At 63.2% G+C, this 22,682-nt stretch carries 26 protein-coding genes; 14 read left to right on the top strand and 12 right to left on the bottom strand.

Features of this window, described 5'->3' with window-relative positions:
* Positions 1-56: 56 nt before the first annotated feature.
* Complete coding sequence (gene sfsA / locus AAC077_RS08320; RefSeq protein ID WP_339768429.1) at positions 57-761, bottom strand: DNA/RNA nuclease SfsA; 705 nt, start codon at positions 759-761, stop codon at positions 57-59.
* A 49-nt stretch (positions 762-810) separates the two neighbouring features.
* On the opposite strand from sfsA, the gene AAC077_RS08315 reads away from it, so the two are divergent.
* The 4 genes from AAC077_RS08315 to AAC077_RS08300 are packed head-to-tail and all read left to right on the top strand — an operon-like array spanning position 811 to position 3,768.
* Entirely contained in the window at positions 811-1,533 is a 723-nt protein-coding gene (locus tag AAC077_RS08315; protein WP_339768427.1) for a molybdopterin-binding protein, read from the top strand.
* Positions 1,530-2,252, top strand: coding sequence for a GNAT family N-acetyltransferase (locus tag AAC077_RS08310; RefSeq protein ID WP_339768426.1), 723 nt, complete (start codon positions 1,530-1,532; stop codon positions 2,250-2,252). Before AAC077_RS08315 ends, AAC077_RS08310 begins: the two co-directional genes overlap by 4 nt.
* Positions 2,249-2,821, top strand: coding sequence for a peroxidase-related enzyme (locus AAC077_RS08305; protein ID WP_339768424.1), 573 nt, complete (start codon positions 2,249-2,251; stop codon positions 2,819-2,821). Before AAC077_RS08310 ends, AAC077_RS08305 begins: the two co-directional genes overlap by 4 nt.
* Positions 2,818-3,768 (top strand): OmpA family protein, encoded by a 951-nt coding sequence (locus AAC077_RS08300; RefSeq protein WP_339768422.1) that lies wholly within the window; start codon positions 2,818-2,820, stop codon positions 3,766-3,768. The genes AAC077_RS08305 and AAC077_RS08300 overlap by 4 nt, the downstream gene beginning before the upstream one ends.
* Positions 3,769-3,830: 62 nt before the next feature.
* On the opposite strand, the gene AAC077_RS08295 is transcribed toward AAC077_RS08300, so the two are convergent.
* The 3 genes from AAC077_RS08295 to AAC077_RS08285 form a co-directional block, all read right to left on the bottom strand.
* A complete protein-coding gene (locus AAC077_RS08295) occupies positions 3,831-4,736 on the bottom strand; it encodes a LysR family transcriptional regulator (RefSeq protein ID WP_339768421.1) in 906 nt (301 codons plus the stop codon).
* A gap of 279 nt (positions 4,737-5,015) precedes the next feature.
* The gene (locus tag AAC077_RS08290) at positions 5,016-5,954 is read right to left on the bottom strand and encodes a zinc transporter ZntB (protein WP_339768420.1); all 939 of its coding nucleotides are present in this window, start codon (positions 5,952-5,954) and stop codon (positions 5,016-5,018) included.
* Positions 5,955-5,957: 3 nt separating this feature from the next.
* Positions 5,958-6,644, bottom strand: coding sequence for a winged helix-turn-helix domain-containing protein (locus tag AAC077_RS08285; RefSeq protein WP_339768418.1), 687 nt, complete (start codon positions 6,642-6,644; stop codon positions 5,958-5,960).
* Positions 6,645-6,714: 70 nt separating this feature from the next.
* Between AAC077_RS08285 and AAC077_RS08280 the strand changes: the two genes are divergently transcribed.
* Both AAC077_RS08280 and AAC077_RS08275 read left to right on the top strand, forming a co-directional pair.
* On the top strand, positions 6,715-7,020 hold the full coding sequence (locus tag AAC077_RS08280; protein ID WP_339768417.1) for an NIPSNAP family protein: 306 nt from the start codon (positions 6,715-6,717) through the stop codon (positions 7,018-7,020).
* Entirely contained in the window at positions 7,017-7,370 is a 354-nt protein-coding gene (locus tag AAC077_RS08275) for an antibiotic biosynthesis monooxygenase (RefSeq protein ID WP_339768416.1), read from the top strand. The genes AAC077_RS08280 and AAC077_RS08275 overlap by 4 nt, the downstream gene beginning before the upstream one ends.
* Before the next feature lie 129 nt (positions 7,371-7,499).
* On the opposite strand, the gene AAC077_RS08270 is transcribed toward AAC077_RS08275, so the two are convergent.
* Positions 7,500-9,530, bottom strand: a complete 2,031-nt coding sequence (locus AAC077_RS08270; protein WP_339768414.1) for an NADPH-dependent 2,4-dienoyl-CoA reductase — start codon at positions 9,528-9,530, stop codon at positions 7,500-7,502.
* Positions 9,531-9,657: 127 nt separating this feature from the next.
* Between AAC077_RS08270 and AAC077_RS08265 the strand changes: the two genes are divergently transcribed.
* Entirely contained in the window at positions 9,658-10,140 is a 483-nt protein-coding gene (locus AAC077_RS08265) for an RNA pyrophosphohydrolase (RefSeq protein ID WP_339768412.1), read from the top strand.
* A gap of 3 nt (positions 10,141-10,143) precedes the next feature.
* Here the strand turns inward: AAC077_RS08265 and AAC077_RS08260 are convergent, their stop codons facing one another.
* From AAC077_RS08260 to nth, 3 genes are read right to left on the bottom strand one after another with little or no spacing between them, the layout of a single operon-like run.
* Entirely contained in the window at positions 10,144-10,740 is a 597-nt protein-coding gene (locus tag AAC077_RS08260; protein ID WP_339768410.1) for a GNAT family N-acetyltransferase, read from the bottom strand.
* Entirely contained in the window at positions 10,740-11,729 is a 990-nt protein-coding gene (locus tag AAC077_RS08255) for an adenosine kinase (protein ID WP_339768408.1), read from the bottom strand. The genes AAC077_RS08260 and AAC077_RS08255 overlap by 1 nt, the downstream gene beginning before the upstream one ends.
* Positions 11,726-12,370 (bottom strand): endonuclease III, encoded by a 645-nt coding sequence (gene nth / locus AAC077_RS08250; protein WP_339768406.1) that lies wholly within the window; start codon positions 12,368-12,370, stop codon positions 11,726-11,728. The genes AAC077_RS08255 and nth overlap by 4 nt, the downstream gene beginning before the upstream one ends.
* 151 nt (positions 12,371-12,521) lie before the next feature.
* On the opposite strand from nth, the gene AAC077_RS08245 reads away from it, so the two are divergent.
* The 4 genes from AAC077_RS08245 to AAC077_RS08230 all read left to right on the top strand — a co-directional run bounded on the left by AAC077_RS08245 (position 12,522) and on the right by AAC077_RS08230 (position 15,622).
* Positions 12,522-13,199: a Hint domain-containing protein gene (locus AAC077_RS08245; protein WP_339768404.1), complete on the top strand. Its 678-nt coding sequence runs from the start codon at positions 12,522-12,524 to the stop codon at positions 13,197-13,199.
* Positions 13,200-13,250: 51 nt separating this feature from the next.
* A complete protein-coding gene (locus AAC077_RS08240; RefSeq protein WP_339768402.1) occupies positions 13,251-14,105 on the top strand; it encodes a bifunctional helix-turn-helix domain-containing protein/methylated-DNA--[protein]-cysteine S-methyltransferase in 855 nt (284 codons plus the stop codon).
* Positions 14,106-14,303: 198 nt separating this feature from the next.
* Positions 14,304-14,972 (top strand): OmpA family protein, encoded by a 669-nt coding sequence (locus tag AAC077_RS08235; protein WP_339768400.1) that lies wholly within the window; start codon positions 14,304-14,306, stop codon positions 14,970-14,972.
* 107 nt (positions 14,973-15,079) lie between these two features.
* On the top strand, positions 15,080-15,622 hold the full coding sequence (locus AAC077_RS08230; RefSeq protein WP_339768398.1) for an NAD(P)H-dependent oxidoreductase: 543 nt from the start codon (positions 15,080-15,082) through the stop codon (positions 15,620-15,622).
* Here AAC077_RS08230 and AAC077_RS08225 read toward each other — a convergent pair.
* Both AAC077_RS08225 and AAC077_RS08220 read right to left on the bottom strand, forming a co-directional pair.
* Entirely contained in the window at positions 15,619-16,020 is a 402-nt protein-coding gene (locus AAC077_RS08225) for a VOC family protein (RefSeq protein WP_339768396.1), read from the bottom strand. The two genes, AAC077_RS08230 and AAC077_RS08225, sit on opposite strands and share 4 nt — an antisense overlap.
* Before the next feature lie 172 nt (positions 16,021-16,192).
* Positions 16,193-17,233 carry an FAD-dependent oxidoreductase gene (locus AAC077_RS08220; RefSeq protein ID WP_339768394.1) on the bottom strand — a complete coding sequence of 347 codons (1,041 nt, stop codon included), beginning with the start codon at positions 17,231-17,233 and terminating at the stop codon, positions 16,193-16,195.
* A 57-nt stretch (positions 17,234-17,290) separates the two neighbouring features.
* Here AAC077_RS08220 and mnmD point away from each other — a divergent pair, with 57 nt between their 5' ends.
* Together mnmD and AAC077_RS08210 are read left to right on the top strand one after the other, a co-directional pair.
* On the top strand, positions 17,291-17,950 hold the full coding sequence (mnmD, locus tag AAC077_RS08215) for a tRNA (5-methylaminomethyl-2-thiouridine)(34)-methyltransferase MnmD (RefSeq protein WP_339769484.1): 660 nt from the start codon (positions 17,291-17,293) through the stop codon (positions 17,948-17,950).
* Positions 17,947-18,816 carry a DMT family transporter gene (locus tag AAC077_RS08210; RefSeq protein WP_339768392.1) on the top strand — a complete coding sequence of 290 codons (870 nt, stop codon included), beginning with the start codon at positions 17,947-17,949 and terminating at the stop codon, positions 18,814-18,816. Before mnmD ends, AAC077_RS08210 begins: the two co-directional genes overlap by 4 nt.
* On the opposite strand, the gene AAC077_RS08205 is transcribed toward AAC077_RS08210, so the two are convergent.
* The gene (locus tag AAC077_RS08205; RefSeq protein ID WP_339768391.1) at positions 18,781-20,754 is read right to left on the bottom strand and encodes a transglycosylase SLT domain-containing protein; all 1,974 of its coding nucleotides are present in this window, start codon (positions 20,752-20,754) and stop codon (positions 18,781-18,783) included. The two genes, AAC077_RS08210 and AAC077_RS08205, sit on opposite strands and share 36 nt — an antisense overlap.
* 125 nt (positions 20,755-20,879) lie before the next feature.
* On the opposite strand from AAC077_RS08205, the gene dapA reads away from it, so the two are divergent.
* Positions 20,880-21,752: a 4-hydroxy-tetrahydrodipicolinate synthase gene (gene dapA / locus AAC077_RS08200; RefSeq protein ID WP_339768390.1), complete on the top strand. Its 873-nt coding sequence runs from the start codon at positions 20,880-20,882 to the stop codon at positions 21,750-21,752.
* Positions 21,753-21,809: 57 nt separating this feature from the next.
* Here the strand turns inward: dapA and AAC077_RS08195 are convergent, their stop codons facing one another.
* Positions 21,810-22,682, bottom strand: a complete 873-nt coding sequence (locus tag AAC077_RS08195) for a DmsC/YnfH family molybdoenzyme membrane anchor subunit (protein WP_339768388.1) — start codon at positions 22,680-22,682, stop codon at positions 21,810-21,812.

The raw sequence follows: 22,682 nt of genomic DNA, 5'->3' as shown, positions 1-22,682 counted from the left end.
TGGCCTTGGTTGTTTCCACAATTATAATGCACGTGCAGCAAAATTGCCAGTGTTGCTTACACGTCCAAAGCTAAAGGTTGAGCAATCCTGATGGCTTGAGGTGTAACATGGGTACCAATGCACAGGGTTTCCACCCCTGCGCGACGTGCGGTGGCGTAGGCTGCCGCATAAGCAGGGTCGATGTCACCGGCCAGTGCAAAGCGGGTGCAGTCGGTGCGCTGCACCAGATACAGCATGATTGCGCGGTGGCCGTCCTGTACCATGCGGGTCAGTTCGGCCAGATGTTTGGCCCCCCGTGCGGTCACGCTGTCGGGGAATTCGGCCAGCCCGGGCTGGCGGTTCAGGGTCACTGATTTCACTTCGACATAGGCATCGGGCAGGCCCGGTTCGGTCAGCAAAAAGTCGATGCGGCTGTTGGTGCCGTATTTCACCTCGGGGCGGCAGGTGGTGTAGTCCGCCAGCGGCGCAATGGCTTGCGTTTCAAGCGCCGTGCGCAGGGCGCGGTTCGGGACCGAAGTGTCGACGCCGGTGAAATGCCCGTTCTCGTGATCGACCAGCCGCCAGCCGTAGTTCAGCTTTTTCTTCGGATCGTCGTTCGGTTCCAGCCAGATTTTCATGCCCGGTTCGGCCAGTCCCATCATCGAGCCGGGGTTGGCGCAATGGGCGGTCACTTCGGTGCCGTCTTCCAGCGTACAATCGGCAAGAAACCGTTTATAGCGCCGGATCAGGCGGGCAGGGACAAGTTGGGTTTGAAAGCGCATGTGGGCGGGCCTATACCTTGGACAACAAACGCTTAGGGGAACGGTCCAGATGACACAACCAACCGCAGCCATGCTGGTGATCGGCGACGAGATCCTGTCAGGGCGCACCCGTGACAGCAATATGTACCATCTGGCCGGACAGCTTACGGAACGCGGCATCGACCTGCGCGAGGTGCGTGTTGTCAGCGATGACGCCGACGCGATCACCGATGCGGTCAAGGCGCTGTCGGGTGCCTATGATCACGTGTTCACCAGCGGCGGCATTGGCCCGACCCATGATGATATCACCGCCGACTGTATCGCCGCGGCCTTTGGCGTGCACATCGACGTGCGCGACGATGCGCGGGCGTTGTTGCAGGCGCATTACGACCGGCAGGGAAGCGAATTCAACACTGCACGTCAGCGTATGGCGCGCATTCCCGATGGTGCGACGCTGATCGAAAATCCGGTGTCGGTGGCGCCGGGCTTTACCATGGAAAACGTGCATGTGATGGCGGGCGTACCGGCGGTGTTTCAGGCGATGGTGGAAAGCATCCTGCCGACCCTGACCGGCGGTGCCCCCCTGATCAGCCGCACGCGGCGCATTGATCGCGGCGAGGGCGACATTGCAGGCCCCTTGGGCGAACTGGCGCAGGCCTATCCGGCGCTATCGATCGGGTCCTATCCGTTTCAGAAAGACGGGCGTTATGGCGCGAACATCGTGCTGCGCGGCACCGATGCGGCGCTGCTGGACGAGGCGCTGGCCAAGCTTGATGCGGCGTTTCCGGCATGACGACCGTGCAGCAGCTTTATGACGTATGCGATGCCACATGGCCCGCGGCGCGGTTCATCTCTCAGGGTCCGTGGACCCTGCGCGAGGGGCAGGGCGGGGGCAAGCGTGTTTCGGCGGCATCGGCCAACGGTCCGGTGACCGAGGCGGACATTGACGCGGCCATTGCGGGGCTGGCCGCGCTGGACCAGAAACCGCTGTTTCAGGTGCGCGATGGCGATGATGCGCTGGACGCGATGCTAAAGGCGCGCGGCTTTGTCGTGATCGACCCTGTTGTGCTGTATGTCACGCCCGTCGAGACGCTGACCGACAGGCCGATCCCCAAGGTTACCGCCTTTTCCATATGGGAGCCGCTGGCGATCATGGAGGAAATCTGGGCCAAGGGCGGCATCGGCCCCGCCCGGCTGGCCGTGATGGCGCGGGCCAAGCTGAAAACCGCGATCCTGTCGCGCTGGAACGAACAGCCCGGCGGTGTGGCCTTTGCTGCCATCCACGACGGTGTGTGCATGGTTCATGCGGTCGAGGTGCTGGAACACCAGCGCCGTCAGGGCGTTGCCGACTGGATGATGCGCAAGGCGGCGTTCTGGGCGCAGGAAAACGGCGCGCACAGCCTGTCGGTGCTGTGTGTGGCCACCAACGTGGCGGCCAACGCGCTGTATCAAAAAAGCGGCTTTGTCGAAGTCGGGCGCTATCATTACCGACATCTGGAGGATGCATCATGAGTGACAAGACACAACCCACAGCGCTGAACCTGCCGATGGTCGACCCGCTGCCCGCCGCGACGCAAAAGTATTTTGATGTGTGTCAGGACAAGCTGGGCATGATCCCCAACGTGTTGCAGGCCTATGCCTTTGACATCGACAAGCTGAACAGCTTCACCGCGCTGTATAACGACCTGATGCTGGGGGATTCCGGTCTGACCAAGCTCGAGCGCGAGATGATCGCGGTTGTCGTCAGTTCGGTGAACAAATGTTATTATTGCCTGACCGCCCACGGGGCTGCGGTGCGTCAACTGTCGGGTGACCCGATGCTGGGCGAGCAGATGGTGATGAACTGGCGCGCCGCCGATCTGGAACCCCGCGTCGCTGCGATGCTGGAATTTTCCGAAAACCTGACCGTCGCCAGCGCCAAGACGACCGAGGCTGACCGTCAAACCTTGCGCGATCACGGGTTCAGCGACCGCGACATCTGGGACATCGCGTCGGTTGCGGCGTTTTTCAACATGACGAACCGCGTGGCCAGCGCCACCGACATGCGCCCCAACGACGCTTATCACAGCCAGTTTCGGTGAAGCACCGGCTTGCGATCATAGCCTTGGCCGCCTGCGGTCTGGCCGCGCCCGCCTGCGCGCTTGAGCTGACGCTGCCCTCGAATGCCCGCGAAACGGTAGAGCGGAACACGCCGCTGGACCGCTATCTGGCGCCGACGGGGGCGTTTCAATACGGCGCAGGCGTGCCGACGTTGCCCATCGAAGGCGAGGTGCGCCGACAGGCCTGGCGGATCGCATCTCCGGGGCTGACGACCTTGCAGGTGTTGGTGCCACTGCGGACCCAACTGAAAGCGGCGGGATATGACATTGTCGTGGACTGCGACCAGTCCAGTTGCGGCGGGTTCGATTTCCGGTTCAACACCGAGGTGCTGCCCGCGCCGAACATGCGGGTCAATATGCGGGCCTACCGTTTTGTCACGGCCATCGACGGGCCGGCAGATGCCCCTGACAGTGTGATCACGCTGATGGTGTCCACGACGGCAACGGCGGCCTTTGTGCAGATCATCGAAGCCGGTGCGCTTGCCCCGGACCAGGGCGGTGTCACCCCCGACGACCCGATCCAGACGCCGTTGACCGACACCGACACCACGACGGATTTCGGGGCGCAGTTGGTCGCGGACGGTCATATCGTGCTGCAAGGGCTGGAGTTTGACACCGGCACATCGGCGCTGGGCAAGGGGCCGTTTGCCTCGGTGCAGTCTTTGGCGGATTTCCTGCTGTCGCACCCCGAGATCAGCGTCGCGGTGGTGGGGCACACCGACAGTGTCGGCAGTCAGGACATCAACATTGGGCTGTCACGTCAGCGGGCGTCAGCGGTGCGGCAACGATTGATCGACGCTTATGATGTGGACCCCGCGCAGGTGCAGGCCGAAGGCATGGGGTATCTCGCACCGGTTGCGTCCAACCTGAGCGCCGAGGGCCGCGAATTAAATCGTCGCGTCGAGGCGGTGCTGCTGTCGCAACGCTGAACGCTGAAAACCCCGCGCGCGGGCGGGGCTTTCTGCGAATGATGTCTTGGGTGCGGGCCGGGTTACCAGTCCGACGGACCCTTGTCGGCAAATTCGTGCACCAGAAAGTCGATGAACGCGCGCACTTTGGGCTGGGTGAAGCGACCCGGAGGATAGACTGCATAGATCCCTTGGGTGTCCATCGGCAGTTCGGGCATGGCGTCCTCGACCAGACCTTTCTCCATAGCGTCCGAATACAGGAACGACGGCAGATAAGCGATGCCAAGCCCCGAGATAGCGGCGTTCAGCAGCGATTGCCCGTCGTTCACCGACAGCCAGCCCGCCGTGCGCACCTGACGTTTCTCGCCCGAGGGCGCGGTCAGTTTCCACACGTTGCCGGACGACTGGTTGGAATAATGCAGCAGCTTGTGGTTGTTCAGGTCGTCGATCTTCTCGGGCTTGCCGTATTTTTCGAAATAGGCAGGCGAGGCGATCATGCGTTTGGTGGTTTCGGTCAGCTTGCGGGCGCGCAATGTGCTGTCTTCCAGCTCGCCGATGCGCACGGCCATGTCGAACCCTTCCGAGATCAGTTCGACATAGCGGTTGTTCAGCACCATGTTCACGGTGATGTCGGGGAAATCTTCCAGAAACGACGACAGCGCGGGCGACAGATGGTTGACGCCAAAGTCGGTTGCCACGCTGATCCGCAACAGGCCGGACGGCGCGGATTGCATCGACGTGACCAGCGCATCAGCTTCGCCTGCATCATTCAGCACACGGCGGGCGCGGTCGTAATAGGCCAGCCCGATTTCGGTTGGCGACACGCGTCGCGTGGTGCGGTTCAGCAGGCGCGCGCCAAGGCGGGCTTCCAGCGACGAGACGTGTTTGGACACCGCCGATTTGGAAATGCCCATCTTCTTGGCCGCGTCTGTAAATCCACCTTGATCCACGACAGTGGCAAAAGCTTCCATTTCTGTAAGGCGGTCCATGCCGTCCCCTTCTCTCGGTATTCGGTTTCTGAAGACGGGTATCGCGCCCAAACACGGCAAGATCGGGGCAGGGTTGGGATAATGTTGAGGTAATTCGAGCATCGTTGCAGGCGAGGAAACAGGGGAACGCTGTGTTTCCGGCGCTGGAAAATTCATTAATATACTGATATATATAAAGAAAATTTCAAATTTACATTTGGGGCAAATTTCTGCTCATGCGATATCGCCACAATTTTAATTCACGATAAAGTTGAAACAATCCGATGTGCCGCTGGGCTGTCAAATCCATTTCAGCCAGCGCATCACGACCAGCGACGCCAGCGTGATGACCGCCATCGAGACGCACAGAATGGTAAAGGCCGCGGGATTGTCCACGCCCGGCATTCCGCCCACGTTGACGCCGAACAGCCCCGTGATGAACCCCAACGGCAAAAAGATCGCGGCGACGATGCTTAGGATATAGCTGTTGCGATTCTGCGCCTCGGCGGCCTGGGCGCTGTGGTGGTCGTTGATCGCAGTCAGCCGCCCCTGAAGCGAATCCAGCTCTTCCACGGTCAGCATCGCAAGGTTGGCCAGTTCGCGCCGGTGCAGGGGGCTGTTGCCTGCGGGTGTGTCGGTGGCGGCCAGCGCCATCAACGCGTCGCGTTGCGGACCCAGATAGCGACGCAGGCGGATGGCTGTGCGGCGCAGTTCGGCCAGATTGTCGGGCAGCGGCGCATTGTCGTCTTCGTGAATGGCGTCTTCCAGGTCGTCGACCTGATCGGCCAGATCGAACACGGTGTTTTGCACCCGCTCGGTCAGGCGGCTGGCCAGCGCCTCGACAAAGGCGGCGCTGCTGTCGGGGCCCGTGCCATTTTCCAGCGCCTTGCGAATGTCCTCGATGGCAAAGACGCGGCGCATCCGCACGGTGACCACGGTTTGATCGGTCACCCACATGCGCACCGCGACCATCTGGTCGGCGGGGCCATCCACGTTCAGGTTGACGCCGCGCAGGTTCAACATCAGCCCGCCGTCGTGCACATCGCAGCGCGGCCGGGTCTCGGTTTGCAACAGGGCGCCTGCGGGGATCGGGTGCAGGTGGGTGTTGGCCCAGTCCGGCAGTGCGTGGTCTTTCAGGTCAAAGTGGAACCAGCGATAGCCGCTTGCGCCCGTGGGCGAGGTGTCGGTCGTGGGCGTGGCGGTTCCGTCGGACAGGATGTCATAGGTATAGAGCGGCATGGGTCAGTCCTGTTTCGCAAATGTGGCGTCAAAGGCGGCGCGGCCCTTGGGGGTAAAGCGGATGATGCGGGTGTCGGGCACGCGGGCGGCCCAGCCAACCGTTTCGAAATGGGTCAGCAGGGCGCGCCCCAACTTGCCCGCCAGATGCGAGCGTCGCGCGCTCCAGTCCAGACATTCGCGGCACATGGGCGCGCGGGATTTGGCAAGGGTTTCCAGCGGCAGGCCAAGGCGCTGCATCAGCGCCTCGCCCTTGGCGGTCAGGTCCAGCCCGTTCGCAGCCGTGGCGATGTGGCCACCCGTGATCAGTGCGCGAAACATTTGCACGCCGGTGTCGCCGGCCAGGTGGTTGTAGCACACGCGGGCCGTGCGCAATTCGATGTCTTTCGGTCCCTGACGGGTGCGCAGGTGGCCATGGTTCGCGGCAAGGCCCATCATCGCCTCGATGGTGTGCGCGACGTCGTCGCTGGCCAGCGCGAAATAGCGATGCCGCCCCTGTTTGCGGCGCAGCAGCAGCCCGCCCTGTTCCAGCTTTGCCAGATGCGACGAGGCCGTGGCCGCGGTCACGCCCGCCTCGGCCGCCAGTTCGGACGCGGTCAGCGCACGGCCCGACATCAGCGCCGTCAGGATGTTGGCACGCGCGGGGTCGCCCATCAGCATGGCGATCTGGGTGAAATCGGGGCCTTCTTTCATGCTTCGATGCTAGTCGAAGCATTCGCGCGCGGCAATCGGCTATCACGGCGTCAGCAAGAAGGAGATCAACATGCTGACCTGTGTCATCCGCTATCACATCGACCCGAACCAACAGGGTGCTTTTGCACAATATGCGCGCAATTGGGGGCAGGCGATCCCCCGTTGTGGTGCCGATTTGGTGGGCTATTTCGCCCCGCACGAGGGGTCATCGACGCTGGCCTATGGCATTTACCACGTGAAATCGCTGGCCGACTACGAGGCCTATCGGGCACGATTGGCCGATGACCCGCTGGGGCGGGAGAATTACGAATTCGCGCAGTCGCAGAAGTTTCTGCTGCGCGAGGACAGGACGTGGTTGAGAAAGGTATCGGGATGATTGCTGTTATTTTCGAAGTTGAGCCGGCAGAGGGCAAACGCACCGCCTATCTGGACATCGCCGCGGCGATGCGTCCGCTGGTGGACGAGGTCGAGGGGTTTCTGGGTGTCGAGCGGTTCGAGAGCCTGACGACACCGGGCAAGCTGTTGTCGCTGTCGTTCTTCGAGGACGAGGCGGCGGTGGAACGCTGGCGGACCTTGACCGCGCATCGCGGGGCACAGAGCAAGGGGCGGGGCGGTGTCTTTGCCGATTACCGCCTGCGCGTGGCGCATGTGATCCGGGATTACGGGATGTTTGACCGCACGGATGCGCCCGAAGACAGCCGCGCCGCGCATGGTGGATCGGGGTAGAGCGCCTGACGGCGCACGCGATGTTTTGCGCCTTGCGGCGGTTTCTTTTGTTTGCGCCTTGCGGCGCGGCGAGGGGGCTGTCGGCCCCCTCACACTCCCCCGAGGATATTTGCAGCCAAAAGAAGGGGCTTAGAGTGTCGCGGCCAGGCGCGTGCCTTGGTCGATGGCGCGTTTGGCGTCCAGTTCGGCGGCCACATCGGCCCCGCCAATGACGTGGCATTTGGTGCCCTGTTGTTCCAGCGCGTCGGCCAGGCTGCGGTCGGGGATTTGCCCGGCGCACAGAACGATGGTGTCGGCGGCAATCGTCTGCGGGTTTTCGCGGGCTTCGCCGAACGAGACATGCAGGCCGTCGGCGTCGATGCGTTCATAATTCACACCGCCGACAAAATTGACCTCTTTCATCTTCAGGGCGGCCCGGTGAATCCAGCCGGTGGTCTTGCCCAGACGTTTGCCGTGCTTTTCCGCCTTGCGTTGCAGCAAGGTGATGGCGCGGGCGGGGTGGCCGGGTTTGGGGCCGTCGGGGTTCAGACCGCCGCGGTGCTCTGCGGGGTCGGCCACGCCCCATTCGCGCATCCATTCCGGCAGGTGTTCGGTGGTGCTGTGGCCGTCTTCTTCGGAGAGGAATTCGGACACGTCAAAGCCGATGCCGCCCGCGCCGACAACGGCGACCGATTTGCCAACAGGTTTCTTGTGGCGCAGCACGTCGATGTAATCCATCACGTTGGCGCCCTCCTGACCGGGGATCGCCGGATCGCGCGGCAGGACGCCGGTGGCGATGATAACCTCGTCAAACCCTTTCAGCATGTCCGGCGTGGCGGTGGTGCCCAGTTTCGTGGTGATGCCCAGCGTGTCGACCATGGTGCGATACCAGTCGACCAGCCCCCAGAACTCTTCCTTGCCGGGGATTTGTTTGGCCATGTTCAACTGCCCGCCGACCTCGTCCGATTTGTCGAACAGCGTCACGCTGTGCCCGCGTTGGGCGGCGGTGATGGCGGTGGACAGGCCGGCGGGACCTGCGCCGACGATTGCGATGGATTTGGGGGTGTCGGTCGGCGTGATCGGCAGTTCGGTTTCATAGCAGGCCAGCGGGTTCACCAGGCACGAGCTGATCTTGCCGCCAAAGGTGTGGTCCAGGCAGGCCTGATTGCACGCGATACACGGCGCGATCTGCGCGGCCTTGTCTGCGGCGGCCTTGGCCACGAAATGCGGATCGGCCAGCATGGGGCGGGCCATCGACACCATGTCGGCGCAGCCTGTCGACAGGACCTCTTCGGCGACGTCGGGGGTGTTGATGCGGTTCGACGTGATGATGGGAATGTTCACCTGCCCCATCAGTTTCTTGGTGACCCATGCAAAGGCGGCACGCGGGACCGATGTGGCGATGGTGGGAATGCGTGCCTCGTGCCAGCCGATGCCGGTGTTGATGATGGTGGCCCCCGCTTTTTCGATTTCCTTGGCCAGTTGCACGACCTCTTCAAAGGTTGATCCATCGGGCACAAGGTCGATCATCGACAGGCGGTAGATGATGATAAAGTCATCGCCCACGGCTTCGCGCGTGCGGCGGACCACTTCGATCGGCAGGCGCATGCGGTTTTCATACGATCCGCCCCAGCGGTCGGTGCGCTTGTTGGTGTGGGTGACAAGGAACTGGTTCAGGAAATACCCTTCGGACCCCATGATTTCGACGCCATCATATCCAGCCTCGCGGGCACGGGCCGCGGTGGCCACGATGTCGCTGATCTGTTTTTCGATACCTTCTTCGTCCAGCTCGTTCGGCGGGAAGGGCGAGATCGGGGATTTGACCGGGCTGGGGGCCACACAATGCGGGCTGAACGCATAGCGGCCCGCGTGCAGAATCTGCATGGCGATCTTGCCGCCTGCTTCGTGGACGCGGTCGGTGACGACGCTGTGGTTCTTGATGTCCTCATCGGTGGCCAGCATGGCGGCACCGGGGGCCACCGACCCTTCCATGTTGGGGCCGATGCCGCCTGTCACCATCAGGCCCACGTCGCCGCGCGCCCGTTCGGCGTAGAATTCCGCGACGCGGTTCCAATCCTTGGTTTCCTCAAGGCCGGTGTGCATGGAGCCCATCAGCACGCGGTTCTTCAAAGTGGTAAAGCCAAGGTCGAGCGGGGCGAGCATGTGGCGGTAAGCTGTCATGGAATCCTCCGGCGGTGTGATTTTGCGCTATTTCGCCCCAGTTAGCCAGGAATGTCATGTGCAACGCGGCGTAAGGCAATATATCACGGGCTTAATATTTTACGGGCCCGGGCCACAGGAGACGAAGATGACACCAGAAGAGATTAGCGCGCTGCCGTACCGGCGCAATGTGGGCGTGATGCTGGTGAATGCGGCGGGGCAGGTCTGGGTCGGGCAGCGTCAAGACCGGTTCCGCGAATTCTGGCAGATGCCGCAGGGTGGCGTGGACAAGGGCGAGGATGCGCGCGCCGCGGCCCTGCGCGAGCTGGAAGAAGAGACCGGCATCCCGTCGTCATTGGTCGAGGTCGAGGCCGAGACCGATGGCTGGTTGCCCTATGATCTGCCGCACGAGGTGGTGCCGGACATCTGGGGCGGCAAATATCGCGGGCAAGAGCAGAAGTGGTTCCTGCTGCGGTTCAAAGGGGCGGATGAGGATGTGAACATCGCCACCGAGCATCCGGAGTTTGTCGCATGGAAGTGGGTCGCGCCCGAAATCGTTGTAGACGGGATCGTGCCGTTCAAGCGGGATGTTTATGCGGCGGTTCTGACGGAATTCGAAACCTATCTGTGACGCTTAGGCCGCAAAGATCGGCACATGCGGTGCAAGAGCGTTATCAAAACCCTTGGCCACACGCGGATCGTCGTCGATTTCGATCTGTTGGCGGATGGGCGTGAAGCCCGCACGGCGGTAGAATCCCAGCGCCTGCGGGCTGTCCAGCGTGCAGGTGTGGACGTGAAAACGGCTGATGTCGCGCGCCCATGCCTGATCAATCGCCACATCCATCAGGAAACGCCCTGCGCCAAGGCCGATCAGGTCCGAGGTGACGCCAAAGAACGCCAGTTCGCATTCCCCGGCCTGGCGGAAATCCAGTTCCAGAAGGGCGGCGTCGGTGTCGCCCTTGGTCAAGGTCCAGATGGCAACATTGTCGTCGTGAATGATCGCGGCCAGTGCATCGTCGGACAGGCCACGCCGCGAGAACCACAGCCAGTCTTCGCCCACCGCCTGAAAGATGCGGCGATACCAGTCCAGATCGGGCGATACGACGCGGCGCAGGGTCCAGCCGTCGGGGGCGGTGCGGCCCGAAATCTCGGCGCGGGTGCGCATTTCCAGATGGGTGACGACCGTGGCGACCTTGCCCGGTGGCACGTCATGCATGCCATCGGCCAGCATCAGACCAGACCTTCGTTGCGGAATATCTCCATCATGTCTGCTTCGGGACGGGGGCCGATGTGGCTGATCACCTCGGCGGCGCAGGCGTTGCCCATGCGTCCGCATGTGGCCAGATCGCGGCTGGTGGCCAGACCGTACAGGAAGCCCGCGGCGAACTGGTCGCCTGCCCCTGTGGCATCGACCGGCACAACCTTGGTCACCGGCACGTCCACGCGTTCGCTGTTGCGGATCAGGGTCACGCCGTCGCCCGAGCGGGTGCAGACCACGGTGGGGCACATGGCGGCGGTTTTGGTCAGCGCCGCCTCAAGGTCGTCTGTCTCGAACAGGGATTTGATCTCGGCGGCGTTGCCGATGACATAGTCCAGTTCCTCGCCGATCATCCGCAGGAAGTCGGCGCGGTGGCGGTCAACGCAGAACGGGTCGGAGATGGCGATGCCGGCCATGCCGCCCGCCGCGCGGGTCAGGCGCGAGGCTTGCAGGAACGCCTGTTTGCCTTCGTCCTTGTCGAACAGGTATCCTTCGAGAAACATGATCTTGGCGGCCGAGGCGACGGCGTCGGGCACGTCGGCAGGCCCCAGATCGGTCGAGATGCCCAGATAGGTGTTCATCGACCGCTCGCCATCGGGCGACACAAAGATCATCGACCGCGACGTGGGCAGGTCACCACCCGCCACGGGGGCGTTGACGAAATCGGTGCCCACATCGGTCATCGCGTCGGCGTAAAACCGGCCCAGCGTGTCATCATTTACACGCCCGATAAACGCGGTTTTCAGTCCCAGTGCGCCGACACCCGCAACGGTGTTGGCCACTGACCCGCCGGGGGTCTGCAACCGGTCTTTCATCGCGCCGTACAGGACCTCGGCGCGTTCGCGTTCGATCAGCTGCATGATGCCTTTTTCGATGCCCATGTTGCCCAGAAACTGGTCGTCGGCATGGGAAATCACATCGACAACGGCGTTGCCGATGCCAACAAGTTCGTATTGCGTCATTGGGTCTTGTCCTCGAATTGGCAGAGATCGCGGATGATACAGGTGGGGCACTGCGGCTTGCGCGCCTTGCAGTGATAGCGTCCGTGCAGGATCATCCAGTGGTGGGCATGGTGCTGGAATTCAGCGGGAATGTTGTCTTCGATGGCGCGTTCGACCGCGTCCACGGTTTTGCCCGGGGCGATGCCGCTGCGGTTGCCCAGACGGAAGATGTGGGTGTCGACCGCCTGCGCGGGATAGTTCCACCACATGTTCAGCACCACATTGGCGGTTTTGCGCCCCACGCCGGGCAAGGATTGCAGGGCCGCGCGCGACGACGGCACGATGCCGTCATAGTCGTCCACCAGAATCTGGCTCAGCTTCATCACGTTCTTCGCCTTCTGGCGGAACAGGCCGATGGTCTTGATATGCTCGGTCAGCGCCTCAAGCCCCAGATCCAGCATTTTTTGCGGTGTGTCTGCGACGGGGAACAGCGATTTGGTCGCCTTGTTCACACCGGCATCGGTGGCCTGCGCGCTCAGCGCCACGGCGACCACCAGCGTATAGGCATTGGTGTGATCCAGCTCGCCCTTGGGTTCGGGCTCTGCGTCACGGAAGCGGTCAAAGATCTGATAGATCGTCTGATAATCAAGCTGTTTTGCCATCATTCCCCTATGCGGGTTTTGCAGCCTGCGGGCAAGTGCGCAAGCTTTGAATACGAACAATCCTATCGACCGCGTGTCCCTTTGGTCAGGCCCCGTTAAGTTTTGGGCGATATGCCTTCTTGCGCTGCATAGAACGGGGGACACCGCACAGATGGACAGGACGACACGACCGCAGACAGACCGGACCGACGTGTTGCGCGCGGCGGCGGTGCTGACCAGTTTCGGCCCCGGCACCATATTGCAAACTGACGAGGGCGAGGTGCCGGTGGAATGGCTGGACACGCAACACAAGCTGGTCACGCGCGATCACGGGGCGCAGCCGATTTTGCGGATCAACCGCACGCGGCTGTTGCGGTCCGATTTTCAGATGCACCCCGAGTTTGCGCCGGTGGTGATGCCGCCGGATGCTTTTGGCCCGTCGATCCCCGGCCATCACGTGCGCCTGTCGCCCAATTCGCTGGTGTTGTACCGGTCGTGGCGGGCCGAGCTGCACTATGGCACCAACGAAGTGCTGGTGCCCGGTGCCGTTCTGGGCGACACGATGCCGCTGCGCCGTCCGGGGGATTCGACCTTTGTCTACACGCAGATCCTGATGCAACGGCACGAACTGCTGTACGTCGAAGGGATGTGGGTCGGGTCGCTCTTTGTCGCTGATTTCAACCTGACCAATTCCGACGAGGATCGGGCGATTGCTGCCGCTTTGGGCGATCAGCCGGTTCAGGCCGCGCGACCGGTGCTGACCCAGGCCGAGGCGCGGGTGCTGGTGGATCAGGATCTGGGCAAGGACCAGCCCGACCTGTTGCGCGATGCGCCACCGCAAAGTCCGTGAATGCGCAGCTTTCGGGTCGCGGGGTGGTGTGCGGCGCGCTAGATTGGCGTTATGGAACAGCACACAGACACACAAACCGGTTACCACTATCAGATCGTGCGGCGTGCGATTGAACTGGTGGATGACAAGGGCGGCACCCTGACGCTGGACGATCTGGCCGGCGAAATGGGCATGAGCCCTGCGCATTTTCAGCGGGTGTTCAGCCGTTGGGTCGGAGTGTCGCCCAAACGGTATCAGCAATACCTGGCGCTGGGCCACGCCAAGGCGCTGCTGGCCAACCGCTTTACCACGCTGGAAACCGCGCACGCCGCAGGGCTGTCGGGGGGCGGGCGCCTGCACGATCTGTTCCTGCGCTGGGAGGCGATGAGCCCCGGCGACTATGCCAAGGGTGGCGCAGGACTGACAATTTTCTGGGGCTGGTTCGAAAGCCCCTTTGGCCCCACGGTTGTGATGGGCACGGAAAAGGGCATTTGCGGCATGGGCTTTGCCGCCGAAACCGGCGCGGCGGCCGCCCTTGAGGATCTGATCGCGCGTTGGCCTGCGGCGCGTTTCGTCGAGGACCCGATGCGGCTGCGGCCCTGGGTGCTGGCTGCCTTTGGTGCGGCGGATGCCAGGCTGGAGACGGCGCCGCTGTACCTGATCGGGGCGCCGTTCCAGATCAAGGTGTGGGAGGCGCTGCTGCGCATCCCGTCGGGCCATGTCACAACCTATTCCGAGATCGCGCAGAGCATCGGCAACCCCCGTGCGGTGCGCGCGGTGGGCACGGCGGTGGGGCGCAATCCGGTCAGTTGGTTGATCCCCTGCCACCGCGCCCTGCGCAAATCGGGGGGATTGGGTGGCTATCACTGGGGCTTGCCGGTGAAGCGGGCGATGCTGGCCTATGAATCGGCCCGCGTCGAAGCCTGATCCGCGCCTGTTGTCAGCGATTCAGGGGGCCAGCCCCCCGGCGCGTGGCGCCGTCCCCCGGGATTTTTTGAACCAGAGAAGCAAGCGGGTTATTGCCGAGTGGCGACGTCTCTTATTTTTGGCGGGAACCAAGCTATATAATAAGACGTACATCACAAGATGCCCTGCCCGAACGGGGCCCAACCTAGGCAGTATGATATGAACGTTTCGAAAATTTCCATTGCAGCGGTCCTGATGGGCAGCATGGCGCTGACAGCCTGTACCGCTCCGGGCCAATTGGGCGGCAACCCCAACGACCCCAAACGCAACACAAAAACCGGCGCGCTGGCCGGGGCTGTGTCCGGCGCATTGCTGGGCGCGGCTGTCAGTGACGATGGCGACCGTGGTGACGGTGCGCTGATCGGTGCCGTTCTGGGCGGTGCCGCAGGTGCTGGCATCGGGTATAGCCTGGACAAGCAAGAGGCCGAGCTGCGCCGCTCGATGGACAGCAATGTGCAGATCACCAACACCGGTGACCGGCTGATCGTGACGCTGCCGCAGGACATCCTGTTTGCGACCGACAGCTTTGCCGTGCGCCAGAGCCTGCGCGACGATCTGGCTTCTGTGGCCCAGAGCCTTCAGCGTTACCCCGGCAGCACCGTTCAGGTGATCGGTCACACCGACAGCGACGGCGATGCCGCGTACAACCAGCAACTGAGCGAACGCCGTGCGACGGCTGTATCCGAGGTGCTGTTGCAGAACGGCGTGCCATATTCGCGCATTCAGTCGTTTGGCCGCGGCGAATCGCAGCCTGTGGCGACCAACCTGAACGCCGCTGGCAAGGCGCAGAACCGTCGCGTTGAAATCGTGATTTTGCCAAACGCCTGATCGCTACAGATCGGGGTCGATTATCAGGGGGCGTGGCACTGCTGCGCCCCCTTGCTTTTGCGGGCCTCAGCTACACCCTTAGCCTGACAGATCGAAAAGGAGCCGACATGGCCACGCTAAAACTATTCGGAATTTCAGGGTCGCTGCGCGCGGACTCTTGCAACAGCAAACTCATCCGCGAGGCGGCCCGCCTGTTTGGCGACTGCCACTTTGCCGAGGCCGATGTGCGGTTTTCGCTGTATGACAGCGACGAAGAGGCGGCCAGCGGTGTGCCGGAGAACGTCAAAGCGGTTGAACGCCAGATTGCCGAAGCGGACGCGGTGGTGATTTCGACCACCGAGTACAACAAGGGGCCGTCGGGCGTGCTGAAAAATGCACTGGACTGGATCAGCCGCTGCGAAGGCAACTGTTGGGCGGGCAAGCCGGTTGCCGTGATGTCGGCCGCCGCAGGGCGTGCGGGCGGCGAGCGGGCGCAGTTGATCCTGCGCAGTTTCATGGTGCCGTTCCGTCCGCGCATCTTGCAGGGGCCGGAAATTCACGTGGCAAATTGCACCAACGAATTTGACGAACAGGGTCAGCTCAAGGGCGAGATGTACGTCAAGGAGCTGGGCCAGTTGATGCAGCAGTTGCGGGCCGAAACGGGCCGTTAGACGCGTGTGCTGACTTCAAGCAGGTTGCCATCTGGATCGCGGATATACAGCGACATCAGCGGACCCGTGGCACCTGTGCGTTCGACTGGGCCTTCTTCGATCGGCACATCGTTGTCCTCGAAATGGGTTTGCCAGACATCCAGCGGCGTGTCGGACAGCAGGCACATATCGGCGGTGCCGGGGCCGGGATACGCGGCCTTGGGGTCGTATTCGGCACCCCAGCGGTGAACATTGATCTTCTGGCTTCCGAACCGCAGCGCGTGGCGTTTTGATCCGTCCGCGCCGGTGAACCGTTCGACCTTCATGCCTAGGATGTCCGAGTAGAAGGCCAGCGTTGCTTCAAGATCGCCTACAGTCAGAACGAGGTGGTCGAGGCTGGCTATTTCAGGGTGTTTCATCAAGGGGGCTTTCGTACCGTGAGTGGGCAGAGGTTGAAACAGATGGCGCGCATGTGCAAGTGGAGCTGTTGAAAACGGGTCGCATGGGGTGAATTCCTGTGGCGTGGTCTGTGATCGCGCCGCTTTGGATCGGCTGTTTCTTGCCACTATGGGGGCGGCGTGTACGTCGATCTCAGGCCGATGCCGCGACTTCAAAGCCCGGCGGAACCGTATTTTCCCCCTCAAGGATCAGCGCGGCCATCGTCTCGGCCACCTTCGGGGCCATGCCGAACCCGATCTTGAAGCCGCCGTTGGCGATGAAATGGCCGGGGCGGTCGGGCCATGCGCCCAGCATCGGGGCACGGGACCGCGCGCGCGGACGCACACCGGCCCAGCGTTGGATCACCGGCGCATGGGTCAGTGCCGGCACGGCGGCGCGGGCGCGGGCGATGATGTCGTCCAGTTGGTCGTCGGGTTGCAGGTGGTCGTACTGGTTTTCCGATGTGGAGCCGATGGCGGTTGTGCCGTCCGCATGGGGGATGACGTGCAGCCCGTCCGCATAAAGCTGCGGCGCACCGGCCATGTCGTATTGCAGCAAGGCGGCCTGACCTTTGACCCCGGCCCCCATCGGGCGGGCGGCGGTCTGGTTCAGCTCTTGCAGGCCGACAATGCCGGTCGCCCACAACGTCGGGCCATCTGACGTGGCCTCTGACGGACCGTCTGTTTCCACGGTGATTCCTTTTGCGTCCAACGCGCCGACCAATGCAGCGCAAGCCTGTGCCGGGTGCAACAGCGCGCTGAGGTCGTCATAGATCAACTGGCCGGTGGGGCTGTCCGGTGCCCACGGGCTGCCGGATGCGGGGCGCAGGGTCCACTCGGCCTGACCGTGCCACAGGTCGCGTGCCGTTTCGACCCGCGCCTGCGCCAATGCCAACGCATGATCGTCGGCCACCGGTTGCAGCCGCCCCGACCGGACATAGCCCGAATGCCGCCCGCCTGCATCCGACACGCCGCGCCAAAAGCTTTCGGCCATCAGCAGGCTTTCCAGTTGGAACTGTTTCTTGGGGTTCCAGTTTTCCGGCACATGCGGGGCCAGTGCGCCGACGATGCCCCCCGACGCGCCCGAGGCGGGGCCGTTTGGGTCGATGATGCGCACGGTGGCGCCCTTTTGGGCGCAGGCCCACGCGGTCGCCAGGCCAAAGATACCCGCGCCGCGGATCGTGATGTCGGGCATTGCCAAGGGTGGGGCCTTTCGTCATGGATGCAGGAACGATCCTTACAGGGTGACGGGATGCAGGACCAGCGCGCAGACTTGGAATGGCGGGACGGCGACGTGCCGGTCAGCACGCGGTTTGACGACCCTTATTTCAGCCTTGAGAACGGATTGGATGAAACGCGCCATGTGTTTCTGGCGGGCAACGGCCTGCCTGCGCGGTTTCGGGACGGCTTTCACATCGCTGAACTGGGGTTCGGCACCGGATTGAATTTCATGGTGACGCTGGCCGCATGGCGGGCAGCAGGTATCGACGGCGTGCTGCATTTCACCAGTTTCGAGGCCTACCCGATGTCGGTGGACGAAATGGCGCGTGCGCTTGCCGCCTTTGGCATCGGGGACGAACTGGTGGCGGTGTGGAACGGGCGCGGCGGGCGGTTTGAATTTGGCGATGCGCTGCTTGAGGTGATCACGGGCGACGCACGCACCACCTTGCCCGAGTGGCAGGGCAAGGCCGACGCGTGGTTTCTGGACGGGTTTTCGCCTGCCAAGAACCCCGAATTGTGGGATGAAACGCTGATGCAGGCCGTGGCCGACCATACGGCTGCGCAGGGCACGCTTGCCACCTACACCGCCGCAGGCTTTGTCCGGCGCGGGCTGGACGCGGCGGGTTTCGAGGTCAGCCGGGTTTCGGGCTATGGCCGCAAACGCCATATGACGGTGGGAGCATTGCGATGAGTGCGGGCAACAACACGCGGCTGGGCGTTGGCCTGATGGTGCTGACCACATTCGTGTTCGCCATGCAGGACGGCATCTCGCGGCATCTGGCGTCGGAATACAACGTGCTGATGGTGGTGATGATCCGTTATTGGTTCTTCGCCGCCTTTGTTGTGGCCATCGCACGGGCCAAGGCGGGCGGTGTGCGCGCCGCCGCGCGGTCGGAACAGATGGGCGTGCAGATCTTTCGCGGGTTGCTGCTGGCGGCCGAGATTTGCGTGATGGTGCTGGCCTTTACCATTCTGGGGCTGGTCGAAAGCCTGGCGGTGTTCACCTGCTATCCGCTCTTGGTGGCGGCCCTCAGCGGTCCGATCCTGGGCGAAAGCGTGGGCTGGCGGCGCTGGGCGGCCATCGGGGTTGGCTTTGTCGGCGTGCTGATCATTCTGCAGCCGGGTATTGGCGTGTTCAATCCGGCCGCGGTGATCCCGTTGATCGCTGCGATCATGTTTGCGCTGTACGCACTGCTGACCCGCTATGTCGCCCGCAAGGACACCTCGGCCACCAGCTTTTTCTGGACCGGCGTCGCGGGGGCCGTGGCGATGACGTGCGTCGGTATCTGGTTCTGGGAGCCGATGGCCCCGACCGATTGGGCGTGGATGGCGACGCTGTGCGTGACCGGCGCGTTCGGCCACTGGCTGTTGATCCGCGTCTACGAGGTGGCCGAGGCCAGCGCGGTTCAACCCTTTGCGTACATGCAGCTGGTGTTCGGGTCGATGCTGGGCGTGACCGTCTTTGGCGAAATCATCGCCTGGAACGTGGCGACCGGTGCGGGGATTGTCGTGGCTGCGGGCCTATTCACCCTTTGGCGCGAACGACAAAAGCGTTGATCCGGTCAGTTCCTGTGAGAACGGTATCGGCAACGGCTCTTGCCCCAGCCGCGCGCGGTAAACCGGCAGGCTTTCGGTGACGCGCATCACATAGTTGCGGGTTTCGCGGAAGGGGATGTTTTCGATCCAGTCGACCACGTCGATGTTGTCCTTGCGCGGATCGCCATACATTTGCATCCAGCGGATCGGACGGGATGGCCCGGCGTTATAGGCCGCTGACATCATCACCACATTGCCGTCGAACCGCCCCGCCAGCGTGGACAAAAACGACGACCCAAGCTGCGCGTTATAGGCCGGATCGCTGGTCAACCGACCGGTCGAATGCGCATCGGCCAGCCCCAGCTTGCCTGCGACTTCCTTGGCTGTGGCTGGCATCAACTGCATCAACCCGCGCGCGCCAACGCCGGATTGCACGACGGGGTCGAATTCGGATTCGCGCCGCGCGATGGACAGGGCCATTTCTGGCGCAATGGCCAGGTTCTGCTGTGTCAGCGGGTGCAGCGGGTAATACGGCTCGGCCAGCGTGATCCCGCGATAGGCGACGGTTTTGCCGATCATCACCGCCAGATGCGGCTGGTTCAGGTCGATGGCAACCTGTCCCAGCAGCGCCGCCTGCTTTTCGTCCAGTTGGTCGGCCAGATGAGTCCAGAACCGTTCGGCCACGCTCAGCTCGCCCGAGGCTTGCAGCAACATGCCTGCCTCGAAAAGAGGGGAATAGACCAGCGGGCTGGTGCGCCAGTCCGGCGTTTCGTCCTGTGGTTTCAGGCCGACGTTAAAGGGCTGTCCTGCCTTTTCAGCGGCCAACAAGCCATAGAACGACGTCTGAAACTGCGCCCCGTCGGCAAAGGCCTGATCAGCAGCGGCCACATCGCCCAAGGCCTGATAGGCCAGGCCGGTCCAGTATCCTGCACGCCCGCGTGAAATCGGGCTTTCCACGGCGTTGCGGTGATTCTGGAAATGTTTCAGCGCGATGGCCGGATCGTTCAGCTTGCGCAGGGCGACATAGCCCGCGATCCATTCCAGATCGGCATAGTCGGACCCCGAGGTCAGGAAATGCCGCGATGCCAGTTGATAGGCGCGTTTCGGGTCGCCGTCGCGCATTTCGTCGCGGGCCAGCGCGCGGCGCTGGTTCGACCATGCATCGGGCCGGCCAAGGGACGCGGCACTGATCGACCGTTCCAGCATCAGCGCCTTGGCGTCGGCGCTGCGGCCCTTGCGGATGCGCCAGACAAAGCGGGCGTATTGCAGACCGGGGTCCGATTGCAGCGCGGCCGGCACGGCGGCAATCCTGGCATCCACATCGTCGCTGCGTTTGGCCAGGGCTATGCGGGCGTCCAGCAGCGCCTGATGGCCTGCGTCCAGCAACGGGCGCAGGCTCTGCGCCTCGTTCAGCTCGCCCAGCCACAGCATCGTGTCGGCGCGTGCCGCGTGGTGCGGCTTTAACAGGGCGCTGTGGCGGGACAGGAACAGCGCCTGTTCGTCGGTGTCCATTGGCAGGCTGGTCCAGGCCAGAACCACGCTGGCTTGCGCTTCGCCTGTCTGGCCCTGCTCGGTCTGCGCCTCGGCATAGGCCAGAACACCGCGCGGGGTTTGCGGCCCGGTTTCGGCGAAATAGGCGCGCACCGCGGCGGGCCCTGCTTCAATCGCGGCCTCTTCGCCCTGTCGGCGCAGGTAATCCATGCCGGGCCAGTCATAGCGCCGGTTCAGGAAATCCATATACTCGGTATAGCTGCCCCGCCCCGCCCGCAGGCGGTGCCATTCGATCACATCCGACGCGACCAATCCGTCGCGCGCCGCGATCCGTTGGGCGGTGTCCCAATTGCCCGCGCGCATGGCATCCATCGCCCAGCCCAACGGGCGCGGACGCTCGGGCTGCGCGGTCGCAGTGGTGGCAAAAAGGCACAGCAAAAGCGCTGCCAGACGTGTGATCACTTGCATTTCCTGTCGCGGCAAGGGTAGTGCGTTGCAGCATATGGTCTTGGCGCAACTGTGCAACTCACGTCTGCATCAGGTCCCTATCATCCGGCCAATTCCGGCCAGCAATTTGAAAAAGGAGCGTGAAAATGTTCAAGGGTTCTATGCCTGCACTCGTCACGCCGTTCCAGGACGGCGCACTGGATCTGGACACGCTCAAGAAGCTGGTGGACTGGCAGATCGAACAAGGCTCGTCTGGGCTGGTGCCCGTGGGCACAACCGGCGAAAGCCCGACGCTGACCCATGGCGAACACGACAAGGTTGTCGATGAGGTGGTCAAGGCCGCCGCTGGCCGCGTCAAGGTGATTGCGGGCGCCGGGTCGAACAATACGGTCGAGTCCGTGCGTCTGGCCAAACACGCCGAAGCATCCGGCGCCGATGCGGTGCTGGTGGTGACGCCCTATTACAACAAACCGACGCAGGCCGGCGTGATCGCGCATTTCGCCGCGGTCCACGATTCGTGCAAATTACCGATCATTGTGTACAACATTCCGGGCCGCTCGGTTGTCGACATCACGAACGCGACCATGGCCGAGCTGGCCAAGATGGAGCGGATCGTGGGCGTCAAGGATGCCACCGGTGACCTGCAACGGGTCAACGACCAGCGTTTGATGTGTGGGCCGGATTTCATCCAGCTTTCGGGCGAAGACGGCACCGCGCACGGGTTCAACGCTCAGGGTGGCGTGGGCTGTATTTCGGTCACCGCGAACGTGGCGCCCAAGCTGTGCGCCGAAGTCCAGGCGGCCTGTGCTGCCGGTGACTATGCCAAGGCGCTGGAATTGCAGGACAGGCTGATGCCGCTGCACAAGGCGATCTTTACCGAGCCGGGGCTGGTGGGTGTGAAATACGCCATGTCGCGTCTGGGCCTGTGCAGCGACGAGGTGCGCCTGCCGCATGTGCCGCTGACCGACGCCACGCGCAAGCTGGTGGACAAGGGGCTGGCGCACGCGGGTTTGCTGTAAGCGTTCAGGGTTAAAACACCGAGAAATTCAAACAAGGGGCTGCAATCTGCGGCCCCTTTATCGTTTCCCGTAGTACAGCCCGACCACATGCTCGGCCTGCGCAAAGAACAACCAGCGCGCCACCAGCACCCCCGCCACATGGCTCAGCACCGCGACCAGCGCCAGCCAGTGCGAAAACGGCACCAGCAGCAGGATCACCGGCAGGACTATCGCCAGCACAAAGGCGATGATGCGTAGTTTCATCCCGTGCTTGCGCCCGACGACGAAAACAAACTCGCGCAGCAGATAGTTGGTGCCGGTGTGCGGCGGTTCAAACGCGCGGGGCGTGCCGATGGTGCCCAGCCCTGTTGCCGTGGCCAGCGTCGTGCCCGACCGCGCGAACGCGCCGTCGCCGTGCACCCACGTAGCAACAAGCGCGCCCCCTGCCAGCAACAGCAAGATCACCGCCGCAGTGGTCTGCCCCGCCAGCAACGCCCCGCCAGCCACGGCCATCGCCAGAAACATCACCGGCGTCAGCGGCGTGTGCCAGCGCGGCACGGTTTTCAGTTGGGTGTAGATCATCGACGTTGTGAACACCGTCAGCAGCGACAAGACCGCCCCCAAGGCCCCGACCAACGGCAGGGCCGTGGCGAAAAAGATCGTGCCGATGGCATAGACGCCCATCACCAGAAGTGCGGCCACCGACATCACCGCCTCGCGGCTCAGCCAGCTGGTGCGCCATTGCGTGAACGCTTTCAGCGCACGTTCAGGCCGACCCAGGTGAAAGGCCGAGGCCATCAGCCCGCCCACCGCGCAGACATAGGCGATGGTGAAAAACACAAAGGCGGTCAGACCCGTGACCGCCGGAAAGCCCAAGCCAAGCCATGCCAACAGGCCAAAGCCCAGCCCCGAGAAGGTGGTGAAGAGAATGACAGACGGTGCCGGATGCAT

Source organism: uncultured Pseudosulfitobacter sp., assembly GCF_963976325.1.
In the GTDB taxonomy this organism is placed as follows: Bacteria; Pseudomonadota; Alphaproteobacteria; order Rhodobacterales; family Rhodobacteraceae; genus Pseudosulfitobacter.
This window is presented reverse-complemented; position numbering and strand designations above follow the sequence as displayed.

Coding starts and splice junctions, on each gene's coding strand:
- mnmD (WP_339769484.1), top strand. CDS start 17,291: ATGCAGGACCAGCGCGCAGACTTGGAATGGCGGGACGGCGACGTGCCG.
- AAC077_RS08310 (WP_339768426.1), top strand. CDS start 1,530: ATGACGACCGTGCAGCAGCTTTATGACGTATGCGATGCCACATGGCCC.
- AAC077_RS08295 (WP_339768421.1), bottom strand. CDS start 4,736: ATGGACCGCCTTACAGAAATGGAAGCTTTTGCCACTGTCGTGGATCAA.
- AAC077_RS08220 (WP_339768394.1), bottom strand. CDS start 17,233: ATGCCCGACATCACGATCCGCGGCGCGGGTATCTTTGGCCTGGCGACC.
- nth (WP_339768406.1), bottom strand. CDS start 12,370: ATGGCAAAACAGCTTGATTATCAGACGATCTATCAGATCTTTGACCGC.
- AAC077_RS08270 (WP_339768414.1), bottom strand. CDS start 9,530: ATGACAGCTTACCGCCACATGCTCGCCCCGCTCGACCTTGGCTTTACC.
- AAC077_RS08290 (WP_339768420.1), bottom strand. CDS start 5,954: ATGCCGCTCTATACCTATGACATCCTGTCCGACGGAACCGCCACGCCC.
- AAC077_RS08235 (WP_339768400.1), top strand. CDS start 14,304: ATGAACGTTTCGAAAATTTCCATTGCAGCGGTCCTGATGGGCAGCATG.
- AAC077_RS08195 (WP_339768388.1), bottom strand. CDS start 22,682: ATGCATCCGGCACCGTCTGTCATTCTCTTCACCACCTTCTCGGGGCTG.
- AAC077_RS08265 (WP_339768412.1), top strand. CDS start 9,658: ATGACACCAGAAGAGATTAGCGCGCTGCCGTACCGGCGCAATGTGGGC.
- AAC077_RS08280 (WP_339768417.1), top strand. CDS start 6,715: ATGCTGACCTGTGTCATCCGCTATCACATCGACCCGAACCAACAGGGT.
- AAC077_RS08315 (WP_339768427.1), top strand. CDS start 811: ATGACACAACCAACCGCAGCCATGCTGGTGATCGGCGACGAGATCCTG.
- AAC077_RS08275 (WP_339768416.1), top strand. CDS start 7,017: ATGATTGCTGTTATTTTCGAAGTTGAGCCGGCAGAGGGCAAACGCACC.
- dapA (WP_339768390.1), top strand. CDS start 20,880: ATGTTCAAGGGTTCTATGCCTGCACTCGTCACGCCGTTCCAGGACGGC.
- AAC077_RS08210 (WP_339768392.1), top strand. CDS start 17,947: ATGAGTGCGGGCAACAACACGCGGCTGGGCGTTGGCCTGATGGTGCTG.
- sfsA (WP_339768429.1), bottom strand. CDS start 761: ATGCGCTTTCAAACCCAACTTGTCCCTGCCCGCCTGATCCGGCGCTAT.
- AAC077_RS08260 (WP_339768410.1), bottom strand. CDS start 10,740: ATGCTGGCCGATGGCATGCATGACGTGCCACCGGGCAAGGTCGCCACG.
- AAC077_RS08245 (WP_339768404.1), top strand. CDS start 12,522: ATGGACAGGACGACACGACCGCAGACAGACCGGACCGACGTGTTGCGC.
- AAC077_RS08230 (WP_339768398.1), top strand. CDS start 15,080: ATGGCCACGCTAAAACTATTCGGAATTTCAGGGTCGCTGCGCGCGGAC.
- AAC077_RS08240 (WP_339768402.1), top strand. CDS start 13,251: ATGGAACAGCACACAGACACACAAACCGGTTACCACTATCAGATCGTG.
- AAC077_RS08305 (WP_339768424.1), top strand. CDS start 2,249: ATGAGTGACAAGACACAACCCACAGCGCTGAACCTGCCGATGGTCGAC.
- AAC077_RS08255 (WP_339768408.1), bottom strand. CDS start 11,729: ATGACGCAATACGAACTTGTTGGCATCGGCAACGCCGTTGTCGATGTG.
- AAC077_RS08205 (WP_339768391.1), bottom strand. CDS start 20,754: ATGCAAGTGATCACACGTCTGGCAGCGCTTTTGCTGTGCCTTTTTGCC.
- AAC077_RS08225 (WP_339768396.1), bottom strand. CDS start 16,020: ATGAAACACCCTGAAATAGCCAGCCTCGACCACCTCGTTCTGACTGTA.
- AAC077_RS08285 (WP_339768418.1), bottom strand. CDS start 6,644: ATGAAAGAAGGCCCCGATTTCACCCAGATCGCCATGCTGATGGGCGAC.